This window comes from Chryseobacterium amylolyticum (assembly GCF_051011775.1).
GTDB lineage: Bacteria > Bacteroidota > Bacteroidia > Flavobacteriales > Weeksellaceae > Chryseobacterium.
In genome coordinates this window covers 448,427-468,410 of record NZ_JBPCHX010000003.1, presented here as the reverse complement: position 1 = coordinate 468,410, position 19,984 = coordinate 448,427, and the positions used below count along the sequence as shown (strand labels likewise).

The window sequence follows — 19,984 nt, the reverse complement described above, 5'->3', positions numbered from 1 at the left end:
TTCTCCGTGGCACAGTGTTTGGCTTTTAAGTAAAACCAAACATTAAGAATAGTATTATGAAAAAAGCAATTAAAATCCTAGGAGTTATGATGCTGTTGGTATTTACAGCATTATCTTTTTCGTCGTGCAGCAAAGATGACGACCCTGTTAACAATGAATTTTTTGCAGGCACCTACAAAGGGCAGATTTCTTATAATGACGGTGGCTCTACCAACATCAGCACGGACAACGGAAGTGTATTTGTAACAAAGATAGCGAGCGGCACCAAGTATAATTTTGCTTTCTCAAACAGCATTCCGGACATTAATGGAGTAGAGTTTAATCAGGAAGGAGATCATACGCTTGTGATGATTGGTTCTACTGCGACCTCTTATATCAGAATTGACAACAATACTTTAAAAATATTATTTGCAAAAGACGGCAAAACGTGGACAGCCAACTGTACACGCTAGATTTGTCTATTTATATATTATGCAAGCCTGTCTCCTCTATTGAAGACAGGCTTTTTAATTGTAAATGAAGTGTTTTAATATTTTTTTAAGCTGTAATAAACTTTAGTTAAGTTTAAAAATCCTAATTTTCTAGCCTGCTTTTTGTATATCTTTATTCAACAAAAACAAACAATAATTCTTATGAAAAAATTATTATCTGCAATGTCATTGATCCTTGGATTAGGACTTGCAACTGCCCAGCAGACTGCTCCCGCTAAAAGCACAACAGCACATCCACCTGTAAAAGCAACTGCTGTAAAGGCTGCTGCTAAACCGGCAGAAGTAAAAGCTGCCAAACCGGCAATGGATGCAAAAGCTGTGAAGCCTGCACAACCAGCCGCCAAAATGAAAAAAGACGGCACCCCGGACAAGAGGTACAAAGAAAACAAACACCTGAAAAAAGACGGTACTCCTGATAAAAGATATAAGGAGAACAAATAAGCATAACATCAACATATAGTTGTTATTTTCATAATCAAATTTCGAAAAGCCGGTGGAACTTGTTCCATCGGTTTTTTTATGTGAGGCTTCATAAAAAATGATTCCAGATTCTCTACTTATTTATAAATTTGACCCATGTTAAACTTCTTCAAGAAAAATGCAGCACTGATCTGGGCAAAGAAACATGTCCGAAAAGCAGAGGATTTCAAAAAAAACGCTGAGAAAGACCAGGAAGATTTACTCCTTTCTCTTGTGAATACGGCTCAAAAAACACTTTTTGGGCGGGAGCATGATTTTGAAAACATCCATACTGTAAAAGAATTTCAGGACAGAGTTCCTGTAGCCGATTATGAAGATCTGAAACCTTATATTGAAAGAGTAAAAAAAGGCCAGGCAAATATTCTCTGGACAGAAACTCCTGAATATTTTGCCAAAACTTCAGGGACAACTTCAGGATCTAAATACATTCCTATTTCCAAAGAAGGAATGCCATTTCAGATTGCCGGTGCGCAAAGTGCTCTTTTCCATTATATCAGCAAAAAAAACAATGCAGATTTTGTAAACGGAAAAATGATTTTTCTTCAGGGCAGCCCTGAACTGGAAGAGGTATTCGGAATAAAGACAGGAAGACTGTCCGGCATTGTAGCGCATCATATTCCCAATTATCTTCAGAAAAACCGTCTGCCAAGCTGGGAAACCAATATCATGGAAGACTGGGAAGCCAAGGTAGACAAAATCATAGAGGAAACGGAACATGAAAATATGACGCTGATCTCCGGAATCCCGCCATGGCTGATAATGTATTTTGAGAAGCTAACCGAAAAACATGGTAAAAAGATCAAACAGCTTTTCCCGAATCTTCAGCTTATTGTCACCGGAGGAGTCAATTACGAGCCTTATCGTGATAAAATGGAAGAACTTTTGGGAGGCAAAGTAGATATCATCCAGACCTTTCCGGCGTCTGAAGGATTCTTTGCTTTTCAGGACGATTATACCAGAGAAGGGCTGCTGCTCCTTACTAATCATGGAATTTTCTATGAATTTATTCCCCTGGAAGAATATGGCAAACCTGAAGCAAGAAGATTAACGTTAAAAGAAATTGAGCTGCATAAAGATTATGCACTGATTCTTACCACCAATTCCGGGTTATGGGCTTACTCCATAGGAGATGTTGTAAGGTTTATCAGCAAAGATCCGTACAGAATTCTGGTAAGTGGAAGAACCAAACATTTCACTTCTGCTTTTGGGGAACACGTAATTGCTTTTGAAGTGGAAGAAGCAATGAAAGCTACCCTTGAAAAATACCCCGCACAGATTACAGAGTTTCATCTTGCACCTCAGGTAAACCCGGCTGAAGGACTTCCTTATCATGAATGGCTGATAGAGTTTGAAAAGGAACCTGAGCATTTGGATGTATTCAGAAATGAGCTTGATCAGCAGCTACGGGCAAGAAATACGTACTATGACGATCTGATTTCGGGAAATATTTTACAGCAACTGCACATCACAAGGCTTAAAAAGAATGCTTTTCATGACTATGCCAAATCCCAGGGAAAATTAGGAGGCCAAAACAAGACTCCAAGATTGGCTAATGACAGGAAGATTGCAGATCTCTTAGAAATTTACAAACTTTAATCATATTTTTTAAATTCCAGAAACGTATATTCGAAAAAAATTATAAATTTGAAAAACTAAAAGAAAATAATGAAAGCATCTGTACTGTTGAAATCATCCTTACTAACGTCTTTATTTGTTATTACATCTTGTGCTACGACAAAATACAGCGAAGATATTTCAAAAAACAATTACTCCAATCTTGAAGCCGGAAAAATTTACAAAGTCACCATGAGAGACGGATCTCCGAAACAGACGATTTTATTCAGAAACGTCGTTGGTGAAAATCTTGTAGGTACAGCGGGTAAAAAAGACAGTACAGAGGTAATTATTCCAAAAGCAAATGTAGCAGCTGTAAAAGACAGAAGAAAGGCCAGAATTGCGGCCGGTGCTACTCTTATCGGCGCTGCAGGTGTTGCTGCAATTGTACTGAGCTCTACCAGAGCCGACTAAAATAGATTTTATCTTTTGGGATATATTTAATATATCTTTTAAAAATCAACATATGAATAGTCCTAAATAAATTTTTAGGGCTATTTTTGTTCATGATTTCCTTTACCCCGTTACAAACATTACAAAATGTTGAGTTCAGAAATCTTCTCACCGGGAGATTTTTTATTGTTTTAGCTTTCAGAATGCTTGCCACTTTATTGGGATGGTGGGTATATCAGTTAACAAAAGATCCTTTTTCCATCGGCCTTATCGGTCTTTCAGAAGTAATTCCTGCCGTAAGCTGCGCGCTGTATGCAGGGCATGTTATCGATATGAATGAGAAAAAGAGACTGCTTCTCATTTGCAACTATGCTTATATTTTTCTGATCGGGCTTCTTCTGATTCCTGCATTTTTTAATGTGGAAATGCATTTTACCGGCCATCAGATCACTTATTTTATTTATGGCGTTATATTTTTTACAGGGATCGCAAGAGCTTTTATCGGTCCTATTGTTCCTTCCATGATTCCAAAAATTGTAAAGAAGGAAAATCTTCCGAATGCAGTAACTCTGAACCAGGCCACGTTCCTGATATCTTCTGTCTGCGGGCATGCTATTGGTGGTGTCCTTATCGGATTTATCGGAGTAAAATGGACCCTGGTTGCTATTTTATCATTAATATTTGTCGCTTCATTATTTTTCTGGCAGCTTCATAAACAGCATTCGGAATACAAAAAAGAAACAGTAAATGTTGTGGAAAGTATGCGTGAAGGAATTTCTTATATCTTTAAAACCAAAGAAATCCTGGGAGCACTATGCCTTGATATGTTTGCCGTCCTTTTTGGAGGGGCAGTGGCTATGATCCCGGTATTTGCCACAGATATTTTAAAGTCAGGAGCGGAAGGCTTCGGATTGCTGAATGCAGCCTCAGATATCGGTTCTATGTGTATCATTACTATTTTATCTATTGTTCCGCTTAGAAAAAACCAAGGAAAGATCCTTCTTGCTGTTGTTACCGGATTCGGGCTTTGCATCATTGGATTTGGCCTGTCCAAAATATACTGGCTGTCTTTTATGTTCCTGGTGATGAGCGGCATGCTGGATGGGATTTCCGTTGTTATCCGCGGCACCATTGTGCAGCTTAAAACGCCTGATCATATAAGAGGCCGTGTTCTGAGTGTGAATTCGATTTTCATCATGTCCAGCAATGAAATGGGACAGTTTGAAAGCGGTCTTATGGCTAAATTACTGGGGGTTGTGCGCTCTGTCGTATTTGGAGGATGTATGACCGTCCTGGTTGCATTGGTAGTGGGAAGCACTAATCCCAAACTGAGGAAAATGCAATATTAATATATTGTTTATCAATTGTTTTAAAATTCTGATATACAAAAAATCAGAATCCGAAATACTTAAAATCAGAATAGAACGTTTTCTATTCTGATTTTTATTTTACAGCTGTTTTTTTTAATCCAATAAAAGAATTCGATCTCAAAAATTCATCAAAACCACCAATATCTTTACGATGTCTGCATAATTCAATCTCAAGAATAAAATACAACATTTAAAACCAATACATTACTTTGATTAAATATATCTCAAAATCTTTAATTTAACGTTAATAATTTTTTATATTTGCTTCATAAACTATCCCCTATGACTAAACTTTTACTAATTATGAGCTTTCTCATTGTAAATTATTGGGCAGAAGCCCAGACTTTCTCTGATAAAGCGTTAACCCAAGCTGTTTTGCAGCTCAACGCTTCCAAAACAGCCAATGATTACGATAATCTTTTCAATAAATTTTCTGGAGCAAAAACGTCAGAAACATGGCAGTCCAGTTATTATGCCGCTGTCGCTTTATATCTTAAGAATGAAACCCTGCTGAAGAAATCAGCCGGAGCAAGCCTTATGGATGACAATGCTTTAGCCAGAAAAATAGCAGCAGGAGCATGGACTGTACAAAGAGACAATGCTGAGATCAACATATTGCTAGGGTTACTATATGTTCAGAAAATTCAGATCGATAGCTCCCAAAGCAGCCAGCCGGACCAGGATATCATCTCTCAAAGTATAGCAAAAGCGGAAGCCAACTCTGTAAACAATCCGAGACTGGCCGTTCTTCAGGCAAAAATCAAAGAAAAATCAGGTGATAAATCCAATGCCGACATTTTATACCGTAAAGCTTTAAGCGAATTCTCCAACCCCTCTTCAGACAGTAAATCTCCAACATGGGGAAAGCAGCTGATACCTTTCCAATAACCTGAAGATAAAAAATTAAAATGATCAACATGAAAAAATATCTACTCGTTTTTCTATTTTTTTTAGCCCAAATGGCTTTTGCACAGCAGGACTGTGCTACTGCCATACCGATATGCAGTGATGCCGCCATTTCTCTCACTCCTAACAGCTGGGGGAATGTAAAAGAAGGTCAGGTAGGCTGTCTGGGCCCTTCCGGAGAGAGTAATTCCATATGGCTTACTTTCAGCATAGAAACAGCCGGAACACTTACTTTTGTAGTAACTCCTACAGGCCCCAATGCCGTAGGTATTGATTATGATTTTGCCCTTTATGGCCCCAATCATAACTGTGCCAATACAACAGCCACTCCATTGAGATGTTCTTATGCTGGTGTTAATATAAGCATCGTCAACCCTACCGGGCTTAATATGACTTCTACGGATACAAGTGAACCATCAACTGGTGATGGTTTTGTAAAATATATTGATGTCCTCCCGGGGCAGGTTTACCATCTTCTTTTGAATAATTATTCTCCGCAAATTGCCCCATTTACGTTAACTTTTGGAGGAACAGCTAAGCTTCTTACTCCGTTTGACCATAATTCGGCACAGGTTTATCAGCCACATCCGTTTTTACAGCCTGGCCCTACGCAGAACGGAGAGATCCCGGTATGCGGAAAAATTGTCAACTATGATTTTTCTACATTTTCCTCCCAGATCTTAAATGGCAACCCTAATTTTGTAGTAAAATATTATGCTTCAGCAACAGATGCATTAGACGATACAAACGCAATTACTGCGCCTACGAACATTAATGTAGCTACCACTTATACTTATGCAATCAGCTATGTTGATCCAAACAGCCCGACCAGCTTCTTAAACCAGTGCAGAGAATATGGACAGATCAAATTTCTTGATAAATCATTCACGCTAAACCCTGCCACACTTACCTCTTGCAGCAACAATAATTCAGGGACTGCAATGTATGATCTATCTACAGCAACTGTAGGAGCTGCTCCTAACCATATATTAAAGTATTATCCTTCTATGTATGATCTTAATAACGGAACCAATGAGATTACCAATCCTTACATGTTTGTTTCGGCAGAAGGGTCAGTTTTTGTAAAAGCAATCAACGAATTTGGATGTACAGCATCTGCAGAAATTACTCTTAAATTCTATCCTCTGGTTACAGCAACAGATGCTTCATTAAGATCTTGTTTTATAGAATCCAACCCGTCCACTGCTTTATTCAATCTTGCAAATGCACCGGTGACAAGCCCTACGGGAACCACTACCAAGAGATATTTCCCGTCACTGACAGATGCAATAGATGCAACAAACGAAATTTTAGGATTCAATAATTATATAGCACCGAATGGATTTGTATATGTTAGAGTATCAGACACACGAGGATGCTATACCGTTGCAAAAATTACCTTAACAGTAATTCCTCCTGTAACATCAAGTGTTCTGAAAGACAAAATCATCTGTATGGAGGACACCACAACTTTAGATGCAGGACCAGGATTCAACAGCTACGAGTGGAGCACAGGAGCTACTACCCAGTCTATCAAAGATGTAGGAGTAGGGGTTTACTGGGTAAAACTGAAAACAGGAGAATGTATCGCAACGCAGAAAGTTACTGTATATCCTTCTGAACAACCTGTCGTAAACGGGGTTGATGTTTCCAATACAACTCTTACAATAAATGTTATCGGAGGAACACCGGATTATCAGTACTCAATGGATAAAATCACATGGCAGAATTCCAATACCTTCACCAATATTGCCAGAGGCACTTATAAAGTATATGTAAAAGATGCTTATGACTGTGAGCCTATTGAAGTGACTGTAGTGGTTCCAAACCTTATCAATATGATTACGCCTAATGGCGACGGTGTGAATGATGTTGTAGATTATTCCGCTATGGCAGACAAACAAAATCTTATTTTGAGTATCTTTGACAGATACGGAACAAAAATCCACCAGGGAGACAAATCAAACGGTTACAAATGGGACGGAACGATTGCAGGGAAGAAGATACCAACAGGTACATACTGGTATTCTGTAACCTGGAATGAGAATGATAAAAAGAACACTCCTTTCAAGTTTTCAGGTTGGATTGTGGTAAAAAACAGAGAATAATCCTTTACATAAAAAGCCGCTTTGGCGGCTTTTTCTTTTACAAATAATGATAAAAATTTATTGATTTTATAACTTGTTTAACGAAAATAGTTTTAACAATGAAAAAAATATTACTTCTTTTTATTTTATTGATAACTCAAATGGCCTATTCACAGTCAGACTGTGTCACAGCAATCCCTATCTGTGGTAACTCTGACATTTCTTATACCCCTTCTGGCCCGGGGAGCATCATAGAAATTCTTAATCAACACGGAGGCTGCCTTAGTACCAATGAAAGATATACTGTTTGGTATACCTTCACTGTGTCTACACCAGGTACACTTGCGTTTACAATAAAACCTAACGACCAGGACGATGATTACGATTTCGCAGTCTATGGCCCTACTACAAACGGCTGTGCTTCTTTACAGGACGCAAATCATGTTTTCATACAGCCAATAAGATGTAATTACAGCGGTACTCCGGGAGACACAGGACTGGATCTTGCTCTTGCTCCCCCTGCAGTATTCCCTACCAACCCTCCTGGTACCACAGCAAGTATGAACAATGGAAAATGGAGTCCTTATATGAACGTACTGGTAGGCCAGACCTATTATCTGGTTATTGACAACTTCAGCAGATCCGTTAATGGTTTTTCTTTAGAATGGACAGGTACGGCAAGCTTAAGTTCTGCATTTAACGATCCTGTACTTTCCCCTAACCCATTTATCACTCCGGGAATTCCGGGAGCTAATCCTAATGATCCAAGCCAGGTGATGGTTTGTTCATTACCAACTCAGTTTGATTTTACAACACTGACGGCATCCATTATTAACGGTAACAGTTCCAACTTCTCCGTTACTTATCACAAAACAACCAACGACGCCCTTACAGGCGCCAACCCTCTTACAGTAACTACTGTAGACGGAACAACAACATACTATTACCGAATTGTATACCACGATCCAAGCAATCCGAATAACCCTATCAACGGATGCTTTATTACCGGGAAGTTCAAGTTTGTCAATGCCGGCATCACAGCCAATTCGGCCACTTTATACTCCTGTAACAACAATGGAGCCGGTACCGCAAAATACAATTTAACAACAGCCAATATATTCGGAGGCTCCGGGGCAACAATTAAATATTATACTACGGTTGCCGATATGAACGCAGATATCAATGAAATTACTGATCCTGCCAACTACGTTTCCGCCGAAACAACCATATATGCAAAAGTTGTTTCCAACTTCGGTTGTATTGCAACTACTACGATCAGATTGTTATTCTATCCAACGGTTGTATTGAAAGATGCTGTACTTCAAAACTGTTATATTGAAAACGATGTTACCCGTTCAACATTTGATCTTTCCAAAGCTGATATCGGGGTAGCTGTTCCAACTCCTACAGGAACTATTATTAAATATTATACCTCGATAGCCGATGCTAAAGCTCAGACAAATCCTATTGTAGGAGCATTAAATTATCTTTCAGAAAGCAAAACGGTATATGTAAGAGTAGACAATGACAAACAATGTTATTCAATTGCCAAGATAGAACTGGTGGTATTACCTCCGGTAAAATCAGCTGTACTAAAAGACAAAACGATTTGTGCAGAGGCCAAAACCACTTTGGATGCAGGACCTGGATTTGTAAGCTACGAATGGAGCACAGGTGAAACGACACAGTCTATCAGCAACGTGGGAGTTGGTGCTTATTGGGTAAAACTTCAGACCGGGAAATGTTTTACACTTCAGGAAGTACGTGTGCACCCAAGCCTTCAGCCGGTAATTTCAGGAATAGAAATTACCAACAACAACATCACTGTAACAGCTACGGGCGGAGTTCCTCCTTACAAATATTCTGTAGATGGTGTTACATGGCAGGATTCCAATATATTCACAGGACTTCCAAGAGGTGAAAATACAATATATGTAAAGGATACTTACAACTGTACTCCTATTCAGGTGACGGTGACGGTTCCTAACCTTATTAACGCCATCACACCAAACGGAGATAATGTAAATGATGTTATCGACTACTCAGCATTAGCATACAAGAAGAACCTTATCTTCATTGTGTATGACAGATATGGAAACAAACTTCATGAAGCTAATAAAATGAGAAACTTTACCTGGGACGGAACAGCCTTCGGTAAGAAAATTCCAACCGGAACTTACTGGTACACGATCTCATGGAATGAAAATGATAAAAACAATACCGAAACCAAATATTCAGGATGGGTATTGGTAAAAAACAGAGAATAAGTTCTCCTAAATCTATTTTATAAAATCACCTCAGTTCTGAGGTGATTTTTTTATCAACAGATTCAAGCTCCTGTTTACAGCATTTTCCGAAAGACTGCTAATAATTTGTTGAATACTATTTTTTAATTATTTTTTAAATAAACTATCTTTGCACCATGGCGCAGAAAGAAACATTATCATCCCTGACACACGGAAACTTTGCAAAAGAATTGTCTATTGCGGATGGAAAAATGCCTCCCAATGCAGTGGACTTTGAAAGACTTGTTATCGGAACTTTTTTGATTGACAAAAAAGGTCTTGATCATTCCATTGACCTCCTTACTCCGGAGGTATTTTATGACCCCAGACATCAGGTCATCTTTTCCACTATCCTGAAACTTTATGAAGGCAACCACCCGGTAGACTTAATGACGATTATTCAGGATTTAAAAAAAGAAGATAAGCTGAGTCAGGCAGGTGGAGATCATTACATCATTGACCTTACAATGGGAGTAAGCTCATCTGCTCATATTGAATACCATGTACGTGTTATTCTTGAAAAATATATTTTAAGAAGCCTTATCAACGTTTCTGCCAACGTTATTGATTCTTCCTACAAAGAGTCAACAGATGTTTTTGAACTTCTGGACAAGGCAGAACAATCTTTCTTCGAGATCACTAACGGAACGATTAAGAAGGGATTCGACACTGCCAATTCATTGGTAAAGCAGGCTATTGATACCATTAAATCTTTAAAAGATAAGCAGGGGCTTTCAGGAGTTCCATCAGGTTTCAGAGATGTGGATAAGGAAACCGGTGGATGGCAGAACTCTGACCTCATCATTATTGCAGCCCGTCCGGCGATGGGTAAAACGGCATTTCTTCTTTCCATGGCAAGAAATATTGCTGTAGGCCACAAAATCCCTATGGCGCTGTTCTCTCTCGAGATGGCATCCGTACAGCTTATCACCAGAATGATTGCTTCCGAAACAAGAATCTCCTCAGAGAAGTTAAGAAAAGGAACACTGGATGATGAAGAATGGCAAAGACTGTTCTCCAACGTATCTGAACTGGAAAACGCTCCTTTATATATTGATGAAACTCCTTCCCTTTCGATATTTGATTTCCGTGCGAAGTGCCGAAGACTGGTAATGCAGCATGGCGTAAGGCTTATCATGGTCGACTATCTTCAGCTGATGACTGCCGGAGGAGGCGGTAAAGGAGTCGGAAACCGTGAACAGGAAATCTCCATGATTTCACGTTCATTAAAAGCGATTGCAAAAGAACTTAATGTACCTGTGATTGCTCTTTCCCAGCTTTCAAGAAGTGTGGAAGCCCGTCCGGGGAAAAGACCTCAGCTCTCAGATTTGAGGGAATCCGGAGCGATTGAGCAGGATGCGGATATTGTATCTTTCATCTTCAGACCGGAATATTATAAAATTTCTGTTTGGGATAATGATGAAGAAGGACAGGAGACTTCTACTGAAAACCAGGCTGAGCTTATTATTGCAAAACACAGAAATGGTGCTACGGCAGATGTCAGATTATCATTCCTAAAACATTTTGCAAAATTCGGTGATATAGAAGCAGCATTTGATGGCGGTGCCGGAGGAGGATATCCTTCCAATTTCGGGGAGCCAAGCGGATTTGACAGGATCAAAACTACGATTCAGCCAGGAGCGGCATTTGATCTTCCGGACAGTTCGAAACTTTCGGGGTCATCAATGAATGATTTCGACGATGATGATGACTTTCCGTTTTAAGGAGGGCTAAATTCAAACCAGATCAGTTTAATGTACTGTCAATAAATCAATTTTAAAAAGCAGATTTGAGAATCGAAATTTATACCGATGGGGCTTGCAGCGGAAATCCGGGAAAAGGCGGATACGGAATTCTCATGCGGGTTCCGGAAAAAAATTACCAGAAAACATTTTCAAGAGGTTTTCGGAAAACCACCAACAACAGAATGGAGCTTCTGGCTGTCATCACGGCATTGGAAAAACTGAAATCAACAGAAAATGAGATCCATGTCTACACAGACAGCAAATACGTATCTGATGCGATCAATCAGAACTGGATTGCAGGTTGGATCAAAAGAGGATGGAAAAATGTAAAAAACCCCGACCTCTGGAAAAAATTTGTTGAACTTTACAATAAACACAACCCCAGAATGCACTGGATAAAAGGCCATGCCGGGCACTTTGAAAACGAGCTTTGTGATAAATTAGCGGTTGCAGCAGCCAATTCTTCCGATCTCGAAATTGATACTTATTTTGAGAGCCTGGATAATAATTCCTTATTTTAATTGAATTAATACAAATACGTAATCACTACTATAATATTCACCATTATATCATAATAAGCGATAAATATTTAAAAAATTATTAAAATTTTAGCAAAATTAACATTAAATACATATTAATTGATTGGGATTTAATATCTTTACATATTAAAATAAGTCCCATTATAAATGAATAAAAATCTATTATTGTATTTATCTGTTCTTTTACTCTGTATAGCCGGGAAGTCCTTTGCCCAGACTTATCAGCTTGTCGGAAACCCGGTAACGACTACCGGCTGGACAATGGTTTCTCCCACCCAGGTAAACACAGATTTTATTCAGCTTACTCCGGATACCAACAACCAATCCGGCTCCATCAGGCTGAATGATCCTATCAATTTAAAATATTGTGACAAATGGAGGGTGGAATTTGATTTCAGAATGGATTCCAACCAAACCTCCAACGGAGATGGAATCGCTTTCTGGTATCTTGCCAATCCGCCTGTTGCCAGCGTATTAGGCTCAGGACTTGGAGTTTCTCAGAATGCAGTTGGTCTTATCGTAGGGCTTGATACTTACAACAATACCACTACTGCTACAATGAGCAAGGTTCATGTTGCTTACGGACAGGTTCAAAACACAACAGACTCCAATAACGTTGAATTTTTCAATGTTCCCGGAAGTTCTTTTCACTCACCGGATTTAAATACTACGCAGCCTTTTCAGGGAACTACCTTTAAGCATGTTGAAGTAACAGCACAGGTAGATCCTGCTGCCCCTACCAGCTGGATCATAAAAATAACAATAGACGGTAATGTAATCTGCAATCAGTCTTTTGCCCCCTCCGGAACAGCAGCTGCAATGACTGTCGGATATTTTGGATTTTCAGCGTCTACAGGAGGGGCAAGATCAAGACACTCTATTAAAAATGTAAAAATTTATACGGATAAAGTTCCTATTTTACAGAATTCAGCAACTCAGTCTTTCTGCCCTAATCCCACTACCGGATATGGCTCTGTAAACCTGACTTCATTTAATTCGCAGTTTGTCAGCAATCCTTCCAATTATACATTCACTTACTATCCTTTTGGAAGCTCAACGCCTATTGCGAACCCTGCCAATTATCAGTTTAATGCCAACACAACCGTTACCGTTGTTGTTAAAGATAATGCAGGACTCCTTTGTGATAATCCGGATGGGAAAATATTACTGGTTCTCGCTCCTTTTAAAGCCGAAGACAAAACCATTACGGCATGTAATAACAATAAAGCCGGAACCGCTGCTTTCAACCTGAATACGGCGAATGTCACTGATGTTCCCGGTGTCACTAAAAAATATTATAAAACGTTAGCAGATCTCAATGCCGATAGTAATGAGATTCAAAATCCAACCAATTATATAGCTGCACCGGGAGTTGTTTATGTAAAAGTAACTACCCCTCAGGGATGTACAGGTACGGCAAAAATCACACTGGCATTTTACCCTGACACCCCTGTGAAAGAAGCTACCCTGAGATCTTGTTTCATTGAAAATAATATTAACAGCGCTATTTTTAACCTGACTGCTGCGGATGTGACCACTCTGGGAACAGGGGCCGCAAAAAAATATTATACCTCAATAGCAAACGCTTTAGACGGAACCAATGAGATCATGAATCCCCTTCAGTATTTATCAACAAGTACTGCCGTGTATGCAAAAGTAACAGATGCCAACGGATGCTATAATATTGCTAAAATCAACCTTATCGTATTACCTCCTGTAACATCTTCTGTTCTGAAAGACAAAATCATTTGTATTGGTGAAAAAACAGATCTGGATGCAGGTCCCGGATTCGATGGTTATGAATGGAGCACCGGAGCTACAACCTCATCTATTAAGGATGTAGGCGTAGGGCCTTATTGGGTAAAACTTAAAACCGGCAACTGTATTACCACACAGATTGTCAATGTAAAAGCATCTGCAAACCCTGTAATCTCCAGCATCAATATTGACAATAACACAATAACTGTAAATGTAGCTGGCGGAACCCCTCCTTATCAGTTTTCTGTGGACGGAGTTAACTGGCAGACCAGCAATATATTCACAGGCCTTGCAAGAGGAGAGGTAAGAGTTTATGTAAAAGATGTTTATAACTGTACACCTGTTGAAGTTCAGATTACAGTACCTAACCTTATCAATGCCATCACTCCGAACGGCGACAATGTAAACGACTTTATTGACTACTCGGCACTTGCCTACAAGAAAAACCTGCTGTTCATTGTTTATGACAGATATGGCAACAAACTTTATGAGGCAGGGAAAATGAGAAACTTCACATGGGACGGAACTGCTTCCGGTAAAAAAGTCCTCACAGGTACTTACTGGTACACCATCTCATGGAACGAAAACAACAAAGACAATACTGAAACCAAATACTCAGGCTGGGTATTGGTAAAAAACAGAGAATAATTGAACATCTGAAACTACCTCCTTGGGGGTAGTTTCGGTATTAAAAGCAGGCTATATTCAATCCAAAACTGAAACCAGACATTGCTTTCGTGAGCAATATAAACATAAAAAAAAAAAAAACAATTTATATCCAAGAACAAATAACATTATAATCCATCCACTATGAAAAAAGATATACTCATTTTATTTTTGACTATCTTACTCTGTCTTCCGGGAAGATTATTTTCACAGACTTACCAATTGACCGGAAACCCTGTAAATACGACCGGCTGGGACCTGGTTTCTGATGCTGTGGTAAGCGGAGATTTTGTAAGGCTTACAAGTGATCAGACCAGCAGATACGGCGCTATAAAACTATCCACTCCAATCACCCTGAGCTACTGTGATAAATGGAAGGTGGAATTCGATTTCAGAATCGATGGAAACGGAACCGCACAGTTTGGAAGAGGAGACGGCTTTACTTTCTGGTATCTTGCCAATCCGCCAACAGGATTCGTTTCAGGAGGAGGACTAGGTATTCCGGCCAATGCTTCAGGGCTTATGGTTGGTTTTGATATCTTCAACAATACAACTGAAGGGCAGATGAGTAAAGTTCATATTCTTTATGGCACCAACAATACAGCGGGTAACAATATTGAGTACAACACGACTCCGGGAAGCACATTCCACTCTCCGGATCTTATTGCAACGCAGCCGTTTGTAGGAGATACTTACAGACACGTTGAAGTAAACGGAGAAACAGACCTTACCAATCCTACCAACTGGATTATCAAAGTAAGAATAAATGGTGTTCTTATTGTAGATCAGTCTTTTGCTCCTTCCGGAGGCGCTGTGGGAATGTCACAGGGATATTTCGGTTTCTCTGCAGCAACCGGAGGCGCCAGCGCAAGACATTCCATTAAAAATGTTAAAGTATTTGTGGATAAAGTTCCTATCTTAAGCAATACCGTAACACCGTTCGTATGTACGAATCCAGCTACTGGAAATGGTGTTGTAGACCTTACTTCTTACAATTCTCAATTTGTAAATAATCCTGGTAACTATATTTTCACTTATTATTTACTGGGAAGCTCTACTCCCATTGCCAATCCTACAAACTTTCAGTATTCAGGAAATACCACAATCAAAGTAGTTGTCAAAGACCCTACTTCTACTCTTTGTGATAACGGCGACGGAGTCATCCAGCTGAATCCTACTCCATTTGCAGCAACAGATGCCAGTCTTACCGGATGTAATAACAACAATGCAGGGACTGCAACCTTTGACCTCAACACAGCTGCCGTAACCACTGTTGCAGGAGTTACCAAGGAATTCTATCCCACTCTATATGATCTGAATAATGGGACGAACCAGATTACAAATCCCTCTGCTTACGCATCTGCAGCAGCAACAATATACGTAAAGGTAACTACTCCTCAGGGCTGTGTAAGTACAGCTAAAATTACATTGAATATTTACCCTGTTGTGGTTGTCAATGATATTGAAATCAAATCGTGTTTTATTGAAAGCAATCCGTCTATGGCATCCTTTAATCTCGTAGGAGCCGTCGTTTCACAGGGTGGACTCACAAAAGAATATTACCCTTCATTGACTGATGCTATCAGTGGAACTAATGCAATCTCCACTCCTGCAGCATACATTGCGCCTAATGGAGTTGCCTATATTAAAGTATTCAGTGCAAACGGCTGCTATTCTATTGCTAAAGTTACGTTAACCGTAATACCGCCTGTTTACTCAACAGCTTTACTTGACAAAACAATTTGTATAGAAAACACAACCACTTTAGATGCAGGAGCAGGTTTCAAAAGCTACGAATGGAGCACAGGAGCTACCACACAGTCTATCAAGAATGTAGGAGTAGGCACTTATTGGGTAAAACTTAAAACAGGCGATTGTATTGTGACACAAAAGGTAACGGTATATCCTTCCGATAATCCCGTTATTACCACGATTGATATCGCAGGAAGCACTGTAACGGTATATGCCAATGGCGGAACTCCTCCGTACCAGTATTCAATGGATAATATCAACTGGCAGGATTCCAATGTCTTTACCAATATTGCAAGAGGAGAGGCAAAAGTATATGTAAGAGATGGCTATAACTGTCTCCCTGTTGAAGTCAATATCACAGTACCTAATCTGATCAATGTAATTACTCCAAATGATGACGGCAAGAATGATTTTATTGATTATTCAGCGCTTGCCAATAAACAGAATCTGGAAATAGCAATTTTCGACAGATATGGTTACAAAATGTTCCAGGCAGATAAAACCAATGGTTACAAATGGACAGGAACCACCAACGGAAGCAAAAAAGTTCCTACAGGAAATTACTGGTATTCTATTTCATGGAATGAAAATAATAAAAACAGTACTCCGATAAAATTCTCAGGCTGGATTGTTGTAAAGAACAGAGAATAATTACACTTTCCAACACATCAAAAGAATCACTCCGCTGGCCGGGGTGATTTTTTGCATTAACGGAAAGGAGATATTTCATTTTAAAGACTCTTTATTCATATTCAATTCTTAAATTTGTCCTATGAATTATTTGGAAGCTTTAAGCAGAAGATATTCTGTAAAAAAATTCAATCATCAGATTATTCCTCAGGAAACTCTTCACAACATTCTTGAGTCAGGAAAGCTGTCTGCCAGTTCACTGGGACTTCAGCCCTATAAGATTATCGTTGTTGAGAGTGAGGAGATGAAACAGAAACTGATTCCTGCCTTCTATAATCCATCACAGATTTCCACCTGTTCTCATCTTATTGCTATTATTTCAAAGAAAACGATTGAAGAGAATTATATCCGTGGTTATTTTAATCATATTTCTGAAGTACGGGACACTCCCATTGAAAAACTGGATCCCTTCAGAAACAGCATTAATCAGCATATCAACCAGAAAACACATGATGAAATTTTCAACTGGGCGGAAAAGCAGTCCTATATAGTATTGGCCAATCTTATGTATGCCGCTGCTATTGAAAATATAGACTCATGTCCCATGGAAGGCTTCCGCCAGGATCTTATAGAAGAAATTCTGGATATCAATCCTGAAACAGAAAAAGTAACCGTTACCCTCGCTTTAGGCTACCGTTCTGAAGAAGACCATTTCCAGCACATGAAAAAAGTAAGAAAACCAAACGAAAAATTGTTTAAATTTATTTAATATTTTAAACGATTGTACCTAAAGCCAGCATATGATAAAAGCGGATGTATTAGTAATCGGTTCCGGCATTTCCGGACTTTCCTATGCCATTAAAGTTTCTGAACAGCTCCCTGATGCCAAAATCATTATTGTAACCAAGTCTGACGAGGACGAAAGCAACACCAAATATGCACAGGGCGGTCTCGCTGTCGTTACAGATTTTCAGAATGACAATTTCCAAAAGCATATTGATGATACAATGCGTGCCGGCGACGGAGAAAACAAACGCGATGTCGTGGAAATGGTAGTAAGAGAAGCTCCGGCGAGATTTAATGAAATTGTTGAATGGGGTGCACAGTTTGATATGAAGAACGGCAAATTCGCTTTAGGAAGAGAAGGAGGCCATACTGAAAACAGAATCGTCCATCATAAAGATATCACAGGTTTTGAAATCGAAAGAGCTCTTTTGGAAACAGCCAATAACAGCCCGAATATTGAAATTTTGGATCATCACTATGTCATTGACATCATTACACAGCACCATGTCCCGGGAAAAGAACTTAATGAAGGTGACATCCACTGTTATGGCGCTTACATTCTGGATGAAAAATCCAAAACCATCAAAAAAATTACTTCTAAAATAACACTGGCAGCCACAGGAGGTGCCGGACATGTTTATAAAAACACCACCAATCCTACGATTGCAACAGGAGACGGAATTGCCTTTGTAGCCCGTGCCAAAGGAAAGGTTTCCAATATGCAGTACTACCAGTTCCATCCAACAGCCTTATACAGCAAAATGGACGGAATGCTGTTTTTAATTTCAGAAGCAGTACGTGGAGACGGGGCCAAATTAAGAACCAAAAAAGGTGAAAAGTTCATGCATAAATATGATGAACGTGAAGAGTTGGCATCCAGAGACATTGTTGCAAGAGCCATTGACGCTGAAATGAAAATTACCGGCGATGAATTTGTTGGCCTGGATTGCAAGGAAATGAACCATGAAAAATTCTTAGAACATTTCCCTAATATTTATAAAAAATGCAAAGACGAAGGAATTGATCCATTCACTCAGCTGATTCCTGTTGTTCCCGCCTGTCACTATTTGATGGGGGGCATTGAAGTAGACAGGGACGGGCAGTCTTCCATCAGAAACCTTTTTGCCGTAGGAGAATGCACCAACTCAGGACTTCATGGCGCCAACAGACTTGCTTCAAATTCACTTCTTGAAGGTTTGGTTTTCGGCCACAATGCTGCTATGAAAACTGTAGATCTCCTGAATGAAAACAACTTCAACTTCGATGATCTGAAAGCCGTTCCTGAATGGAATGAAGAAGGAATGAAAATTATGGATGAAATGGTCATTATCAGTTATCTGAGAAAACAGCTTCAGGAAATGATGAGTGATCTGGTAGGTATTGTAAGGAGCAACCGACGTTTGAATATGGCTCTGCAAAAACACCAGGAGATTGCCGCTGCCGTTGATGAAATATACCACTACTCTATACTTTCCCCGCAATTGTCAGAATTAAGAAACTTAACAACCGTTGCACACCTCATTATTACCCAATCTATGGAAATGAAGGAGAATAAGGGAGCATTTTATAATAAAGATTTAGCCTAAAGCAAAACATAATGAAAAGACCAAGCTACGTTACAGATAAAACATTAAAGACATTTATAAAAAACGCTCTTGAAGAGGATATTCAGGATGGAGATCACTCTACCCTGTCTACTATTCCACAGGATCTTGTACAGAGTGCAAAGCTTTTGGTAAAACAGGACTGTATTCTTGCAGGTGTTGAGCTGGCAGAAATCATTTTCCACACTTTTGACAAAAACCTAAAGGTTGAAGTTTTTATTACAGACGGAACTCCTTGTAAAGTTGGGGATGTAGCTCTTATTGTAACCGGAAGCGCAAGGTCTATCCTTTCCACTGAAAGGTTTGTTCTTAACTGCATGCAGAGAATGAGCGGTATTGCTACTCTTACCCACGATTGGGACTCCAGATTGGTAGGTACAAAAACTAAACTTTTAGATACAAGAAAAACGACTCCCAACTTCAGAATGTGTGAAAAATGGGCAGTGGCTATTGGCGGAGGGACTAATCACAGATATGGCCTTTATGACATGATTATGCTGAAGGACAATCACATCGATTATAACGGAAGCATTACCAATGCAGTAGCTATGGCGAAAGACTATGTTAAAAAGAATAAGAAAAAGTTAAAAATAGAGGTGGAAACAAGGAATCTTGAAGAAGTTCAGGAAGCCATCAATGCTAAGGTTGACAGAATTATGCTTGATAATATGGATGTGAAGACCATGAAAGAAGCTGTAAAAATGATCAACGGCTCCTGTGAGTCTGAAGCTTCAGGTGGAATTACCCGTGATATGCTGAAAGAAATTGCAGCAACCGGCGTTACTTACATCTCTGTAGGAGCTCTTACACACTCTGCAGAGAATATAGATTTGAGTCTCAAAGCAGTGAAATAGCGTTGAATTTTTAACAAAAAGACC

Annotated in this window: 15 protein-coding genes; all 15 read left to right on the top strand. The window is 39.3% G+C overall.

All coding sequences use genetic code 11. The features are described 5' to 3' along the window. Nucleotides 1-56: 56 nt before the first annotated feature. On the top strand, nucleotides 57-452 hold the full coding sequence (locus tag ACR1PO_RS10850; RefSeq protein ID WP_332388436.1) for a hypothetical protein: 396 nt from the start codon (nucleotides 57-59) through the stop codon (nucleotides 450-452). Nucleotides 453-632: 180 nt separating this feature from the next. Further along, a complete protein-coding gene (locus tag ACR1PO_RS10845) occupies nucleotides 633-932 on the top strand; it encodes a hypothetical protein (RefSeq protein WP_332388437.1) in 300 nt (99 codons plus the stop codon). Nucleotides 933-1,067: 135 nt separating this feature from the next. Next, the gene (locus ACR1PO_RS10840) at nucleotides 1,068-2,567 is read left to right on the top strand and encodes a GH3 auxin-responsive promoter family protein (protein WP_332388438.1); all 1,500 of its coding nucleotides are present in this window, start codon (nucleotides 1,068-1,070) and stop codon (nucleotides 2,565-2,567) included. Nucleotides 2,568-2,636: 69 nt separating this feature from the next. After that, nucleotides 2,637-2,999: a hypothetical protein gene (locus ACR1PO_RS10835; RefSeq protein ID WP_002982820.1), complete on the top strand. Its 363-nt coding sequence runs from the start codon at nucleotides 2,637-2,639 to the stop codon at nucleotides 2,997-2,999. Between the two features lie 92 nt (nucleotides 3,000-3,091). Beyond that, on the top strand, nucleotides 3,092-4,327 hold the full coding sequence (locus tag ACR1PO_RS10830; RefSeq protein WP_131437292.1) for an MFS transporter: 1,236 nt from the start codon (nucleotides 3,092-3,094) through the stop codon (nucleotides 4,325-4,327). A 324-nt stretch (nucleotides 4,328-4,651) separates the two neighbouring features. After that, nucleotides 4,652-5,236, top strand: a complete 585-nt coding sequence (locus ACR1PO_RS10825) for a hypothetical protein (protein WP_332388439.1) — start codon at nucleotides 4,652-4,654, stop codon at nucleotides 5,234-5,236. 29 nt (nucleotides 5,237-5,265) lie between these two features. Beyond that, nucleotides 5,266-7,362, top strand: a complete 2,097-nt coding sequence (locus ACR1PO_RS10820) for an FIDD domain-containing protein (RefSeq protein WP_332388440.1) — start codon at nucleotides 5,266-5,268, stop codon at nucleotides 7,360-7,362. 98 nt (nucleotides 7,363-7,460) lie between these two features. Then, a complete protein-coding gene (locus tag ACR1PO_RS10815; protein ID WP_433986771.1) occupies nucleotides 7,461-9,608 on the top strand; it encodes an FIDD domain-containing protein in 2,148 nt (715 codons plus the stop codon). A 155-nt stretch (nucleotides 9,609-9,763) separates the two neighbouring features. Continuing rightward, nucleotides 9,764-11,350: a replicative DNA helicase gene (dnaB, locus tag ACR1PO_RS10810; RefSeq protein WP_002982805.1), complete on the top strand. Its 1,587-nt coding sequence runs from the start codon at nucleotides 9,764-9,766 to the stop codon at nucleotides 11,348-11,350. A gap of 65 nt (nucleotides 11,351-11,415) precedes the next feature. Beyond that, nucleotides 11,416-11,892 (top strand): ribonuclease HI, encoded by a 477-nt coding sequence (rnhA, locus tag ACR1PO_RS10805; RefSeq protein ID WP_332388442.1) that lies wholly within the window; start codon nucleotides 11,416-11,418, stop codon nucleotides 11,890-11,892. 165 nt (nucleotides 11,893-12,057) lie between these two features. Next, nucleotides 12,058-14,316: an FIDD domain-containing protein gene (locus tag ACR1PO_RS10800; protein ID WP_433986770.1), complete on the top strand. Its 2,259-nt coding sequence runs from the start codon at nucleotides 12,058-12,060 to the stop codon at nucleotides 14,314-14,316. A 162-nt stretch (nucleotides 14,317-14,478) separates the two neighbouring features. After that, nucleotides 14,479-16,737 carry an FIDD domain-containing protein gene (locus tag ACR1PO_RS10795; RefSeq protein WP_332388445.1) on the top strand — a complete coding sequence of 753 codons (2,259 nt, stop codon included), beginning with the start codon at nucleotides 14,479-14,481 and terminating at the stop codon, nucleotides 16,735-16,737. 121 nt (nucleotides 16,738-16,858) lie between these two features. Continuing rightward, the gene (locus ACR1PO_RS10790) at nucleotides 16,859-17,485 is read left to right on the top strand and encodes an NAD(P)H-dependent oxidoreductase (RefSeq protein ID WP_332388446.1); all 627 of its coding nucleotides are present in this window, start codon (nucleotides 16,859-16,861) and stop codon (nucleotides 17,483-17,485) included. 31 nt (nucleotides 17,486-17,516) lie between these two features. Then, nucleotides 17,517-19,088 carry an L-aspartate oxidase gene (nadB, locus tag ACR1PO_RS10785; RefSeq protein ID WP_433986769.1) on the top strand — a complete coding sequence of 524 codons (1,572 nt, stop codon included), beginning with the start codon at nucleotides 17,517-17,519 and terminating at the stop codon, nucleotides 19,086-19,088. Between the two features lie 11 nt (nucleotides 19,089-19,099). Beyond that, nucleotides 19,100-19,960, top strand: coding sequence for a carboxylating nicotinate-nucleotide diphosphorylase (nadC, locus tag ACR1PO_RS10780; protein ID WP_433986768.1), 861 nt, complete (start codon nucleotides 19,100-19,102; stop codon nucleotides 19,958-19,960). Nucleotides 19,961-19,984: the final 24 nt, after the last annotated feature.

Bases quoted from the DNA above. Each gene is read 5' to 3' on its own strand.
- ACR1PO_RS10830 (WP_131437292.1), top strand. From the start codon at position 3,092: ATGATTTCCTTTACCCCGTTACAAACATTACAAAATGTTGAGTTCAGA.
- ACR1PO_RS10825 (WP_332388439.1), top strand. From the start codon at position 4,652: ATGAGCTTTCTCATTGTAAATTATTGGGCAGAAGCCCAGACTTTCTCT.
- ACR1PO_RS10815 (WP_433986771.1), top strand. From the start codon at position 7,461: ATGAAAAAAATATTACTTCTTTTTATTTTATTGATAACTCAAATGGCC.
- ACR1PO_RS10840 (WP_332388438.1), top strand. From the start codon at position 1,068: ATGTTAAACTTCTTCAAGAAAAATGCAGCACTGATCTGGGCAAAGAAA.
- ACR1PO_RS10800 (WP_433986770.1), top strand. From the start codon at position 12,058: ATGAATAAAAATCTATTATTGTATTTATCTGTTCTTTTACTCTGTATA.
- ACR1PO_RS10835 (WP_002982820.1), top strand. From the start codon at position 2,637: ATGAAAGCATCTGTACTGTTGAAATCATCCTTACTAACGTCTTTATTT.
- dnaB (WP_002982805.1), top strand. From the start codon at position 9,764: ATGGCGCAGAAAGAAACATTATCATCCCTGACACACGGAAACTTTGCA.
- ACR1PO_RS10845 (WP_332388437.1), top strand. From the start codon at position 633: ATGAAAAAATTATTATCTGCAATGTCATTGATCCTTGGATTAGGACTT.
- ACR1PO_RS10790 (WP_332388446.1), top strand. From the start codon at position 16,859: ATGAATTATTTGGAAGCTTTAAGCAGAAGATATTCTGTAAAAAAATTC.
- ACR1PO_RS10850 (WP_332388436.1), top strand. From the start codon at position 57: ATGAAAAAAGCAATTAAAATCCTAGGAGTTATGATGCTGTTGGTATTT.
- nadC (WP_433986768.1), top strand. From the start codon at position 19,100: ATGAAAAGACCAAGCTACGTTACAGATAAAACATTAAAGACATTTATA.
- ACR1PO_RS10820 (WP_332388440.1), top strand. From the start codon at position 5,266: ATGAAAAAATATCTACTCGTTTTTCTATTTTTTTTAGCCCAAATGGCT.
- ACR1PO_RS10795 (WP_332388445.1), top strand. From the start codon at position 14,479: ATGAAAAAAGATATACTCATTTTATTTTTGACTATCTTACTCTGTCTT.
- nadB (WP_433986769.1), top strand. From the start codon at position 17,517: ATGATAAAAGCGGATGTATTAGTAATCGGTTCCGGCATTTCCGGACTT.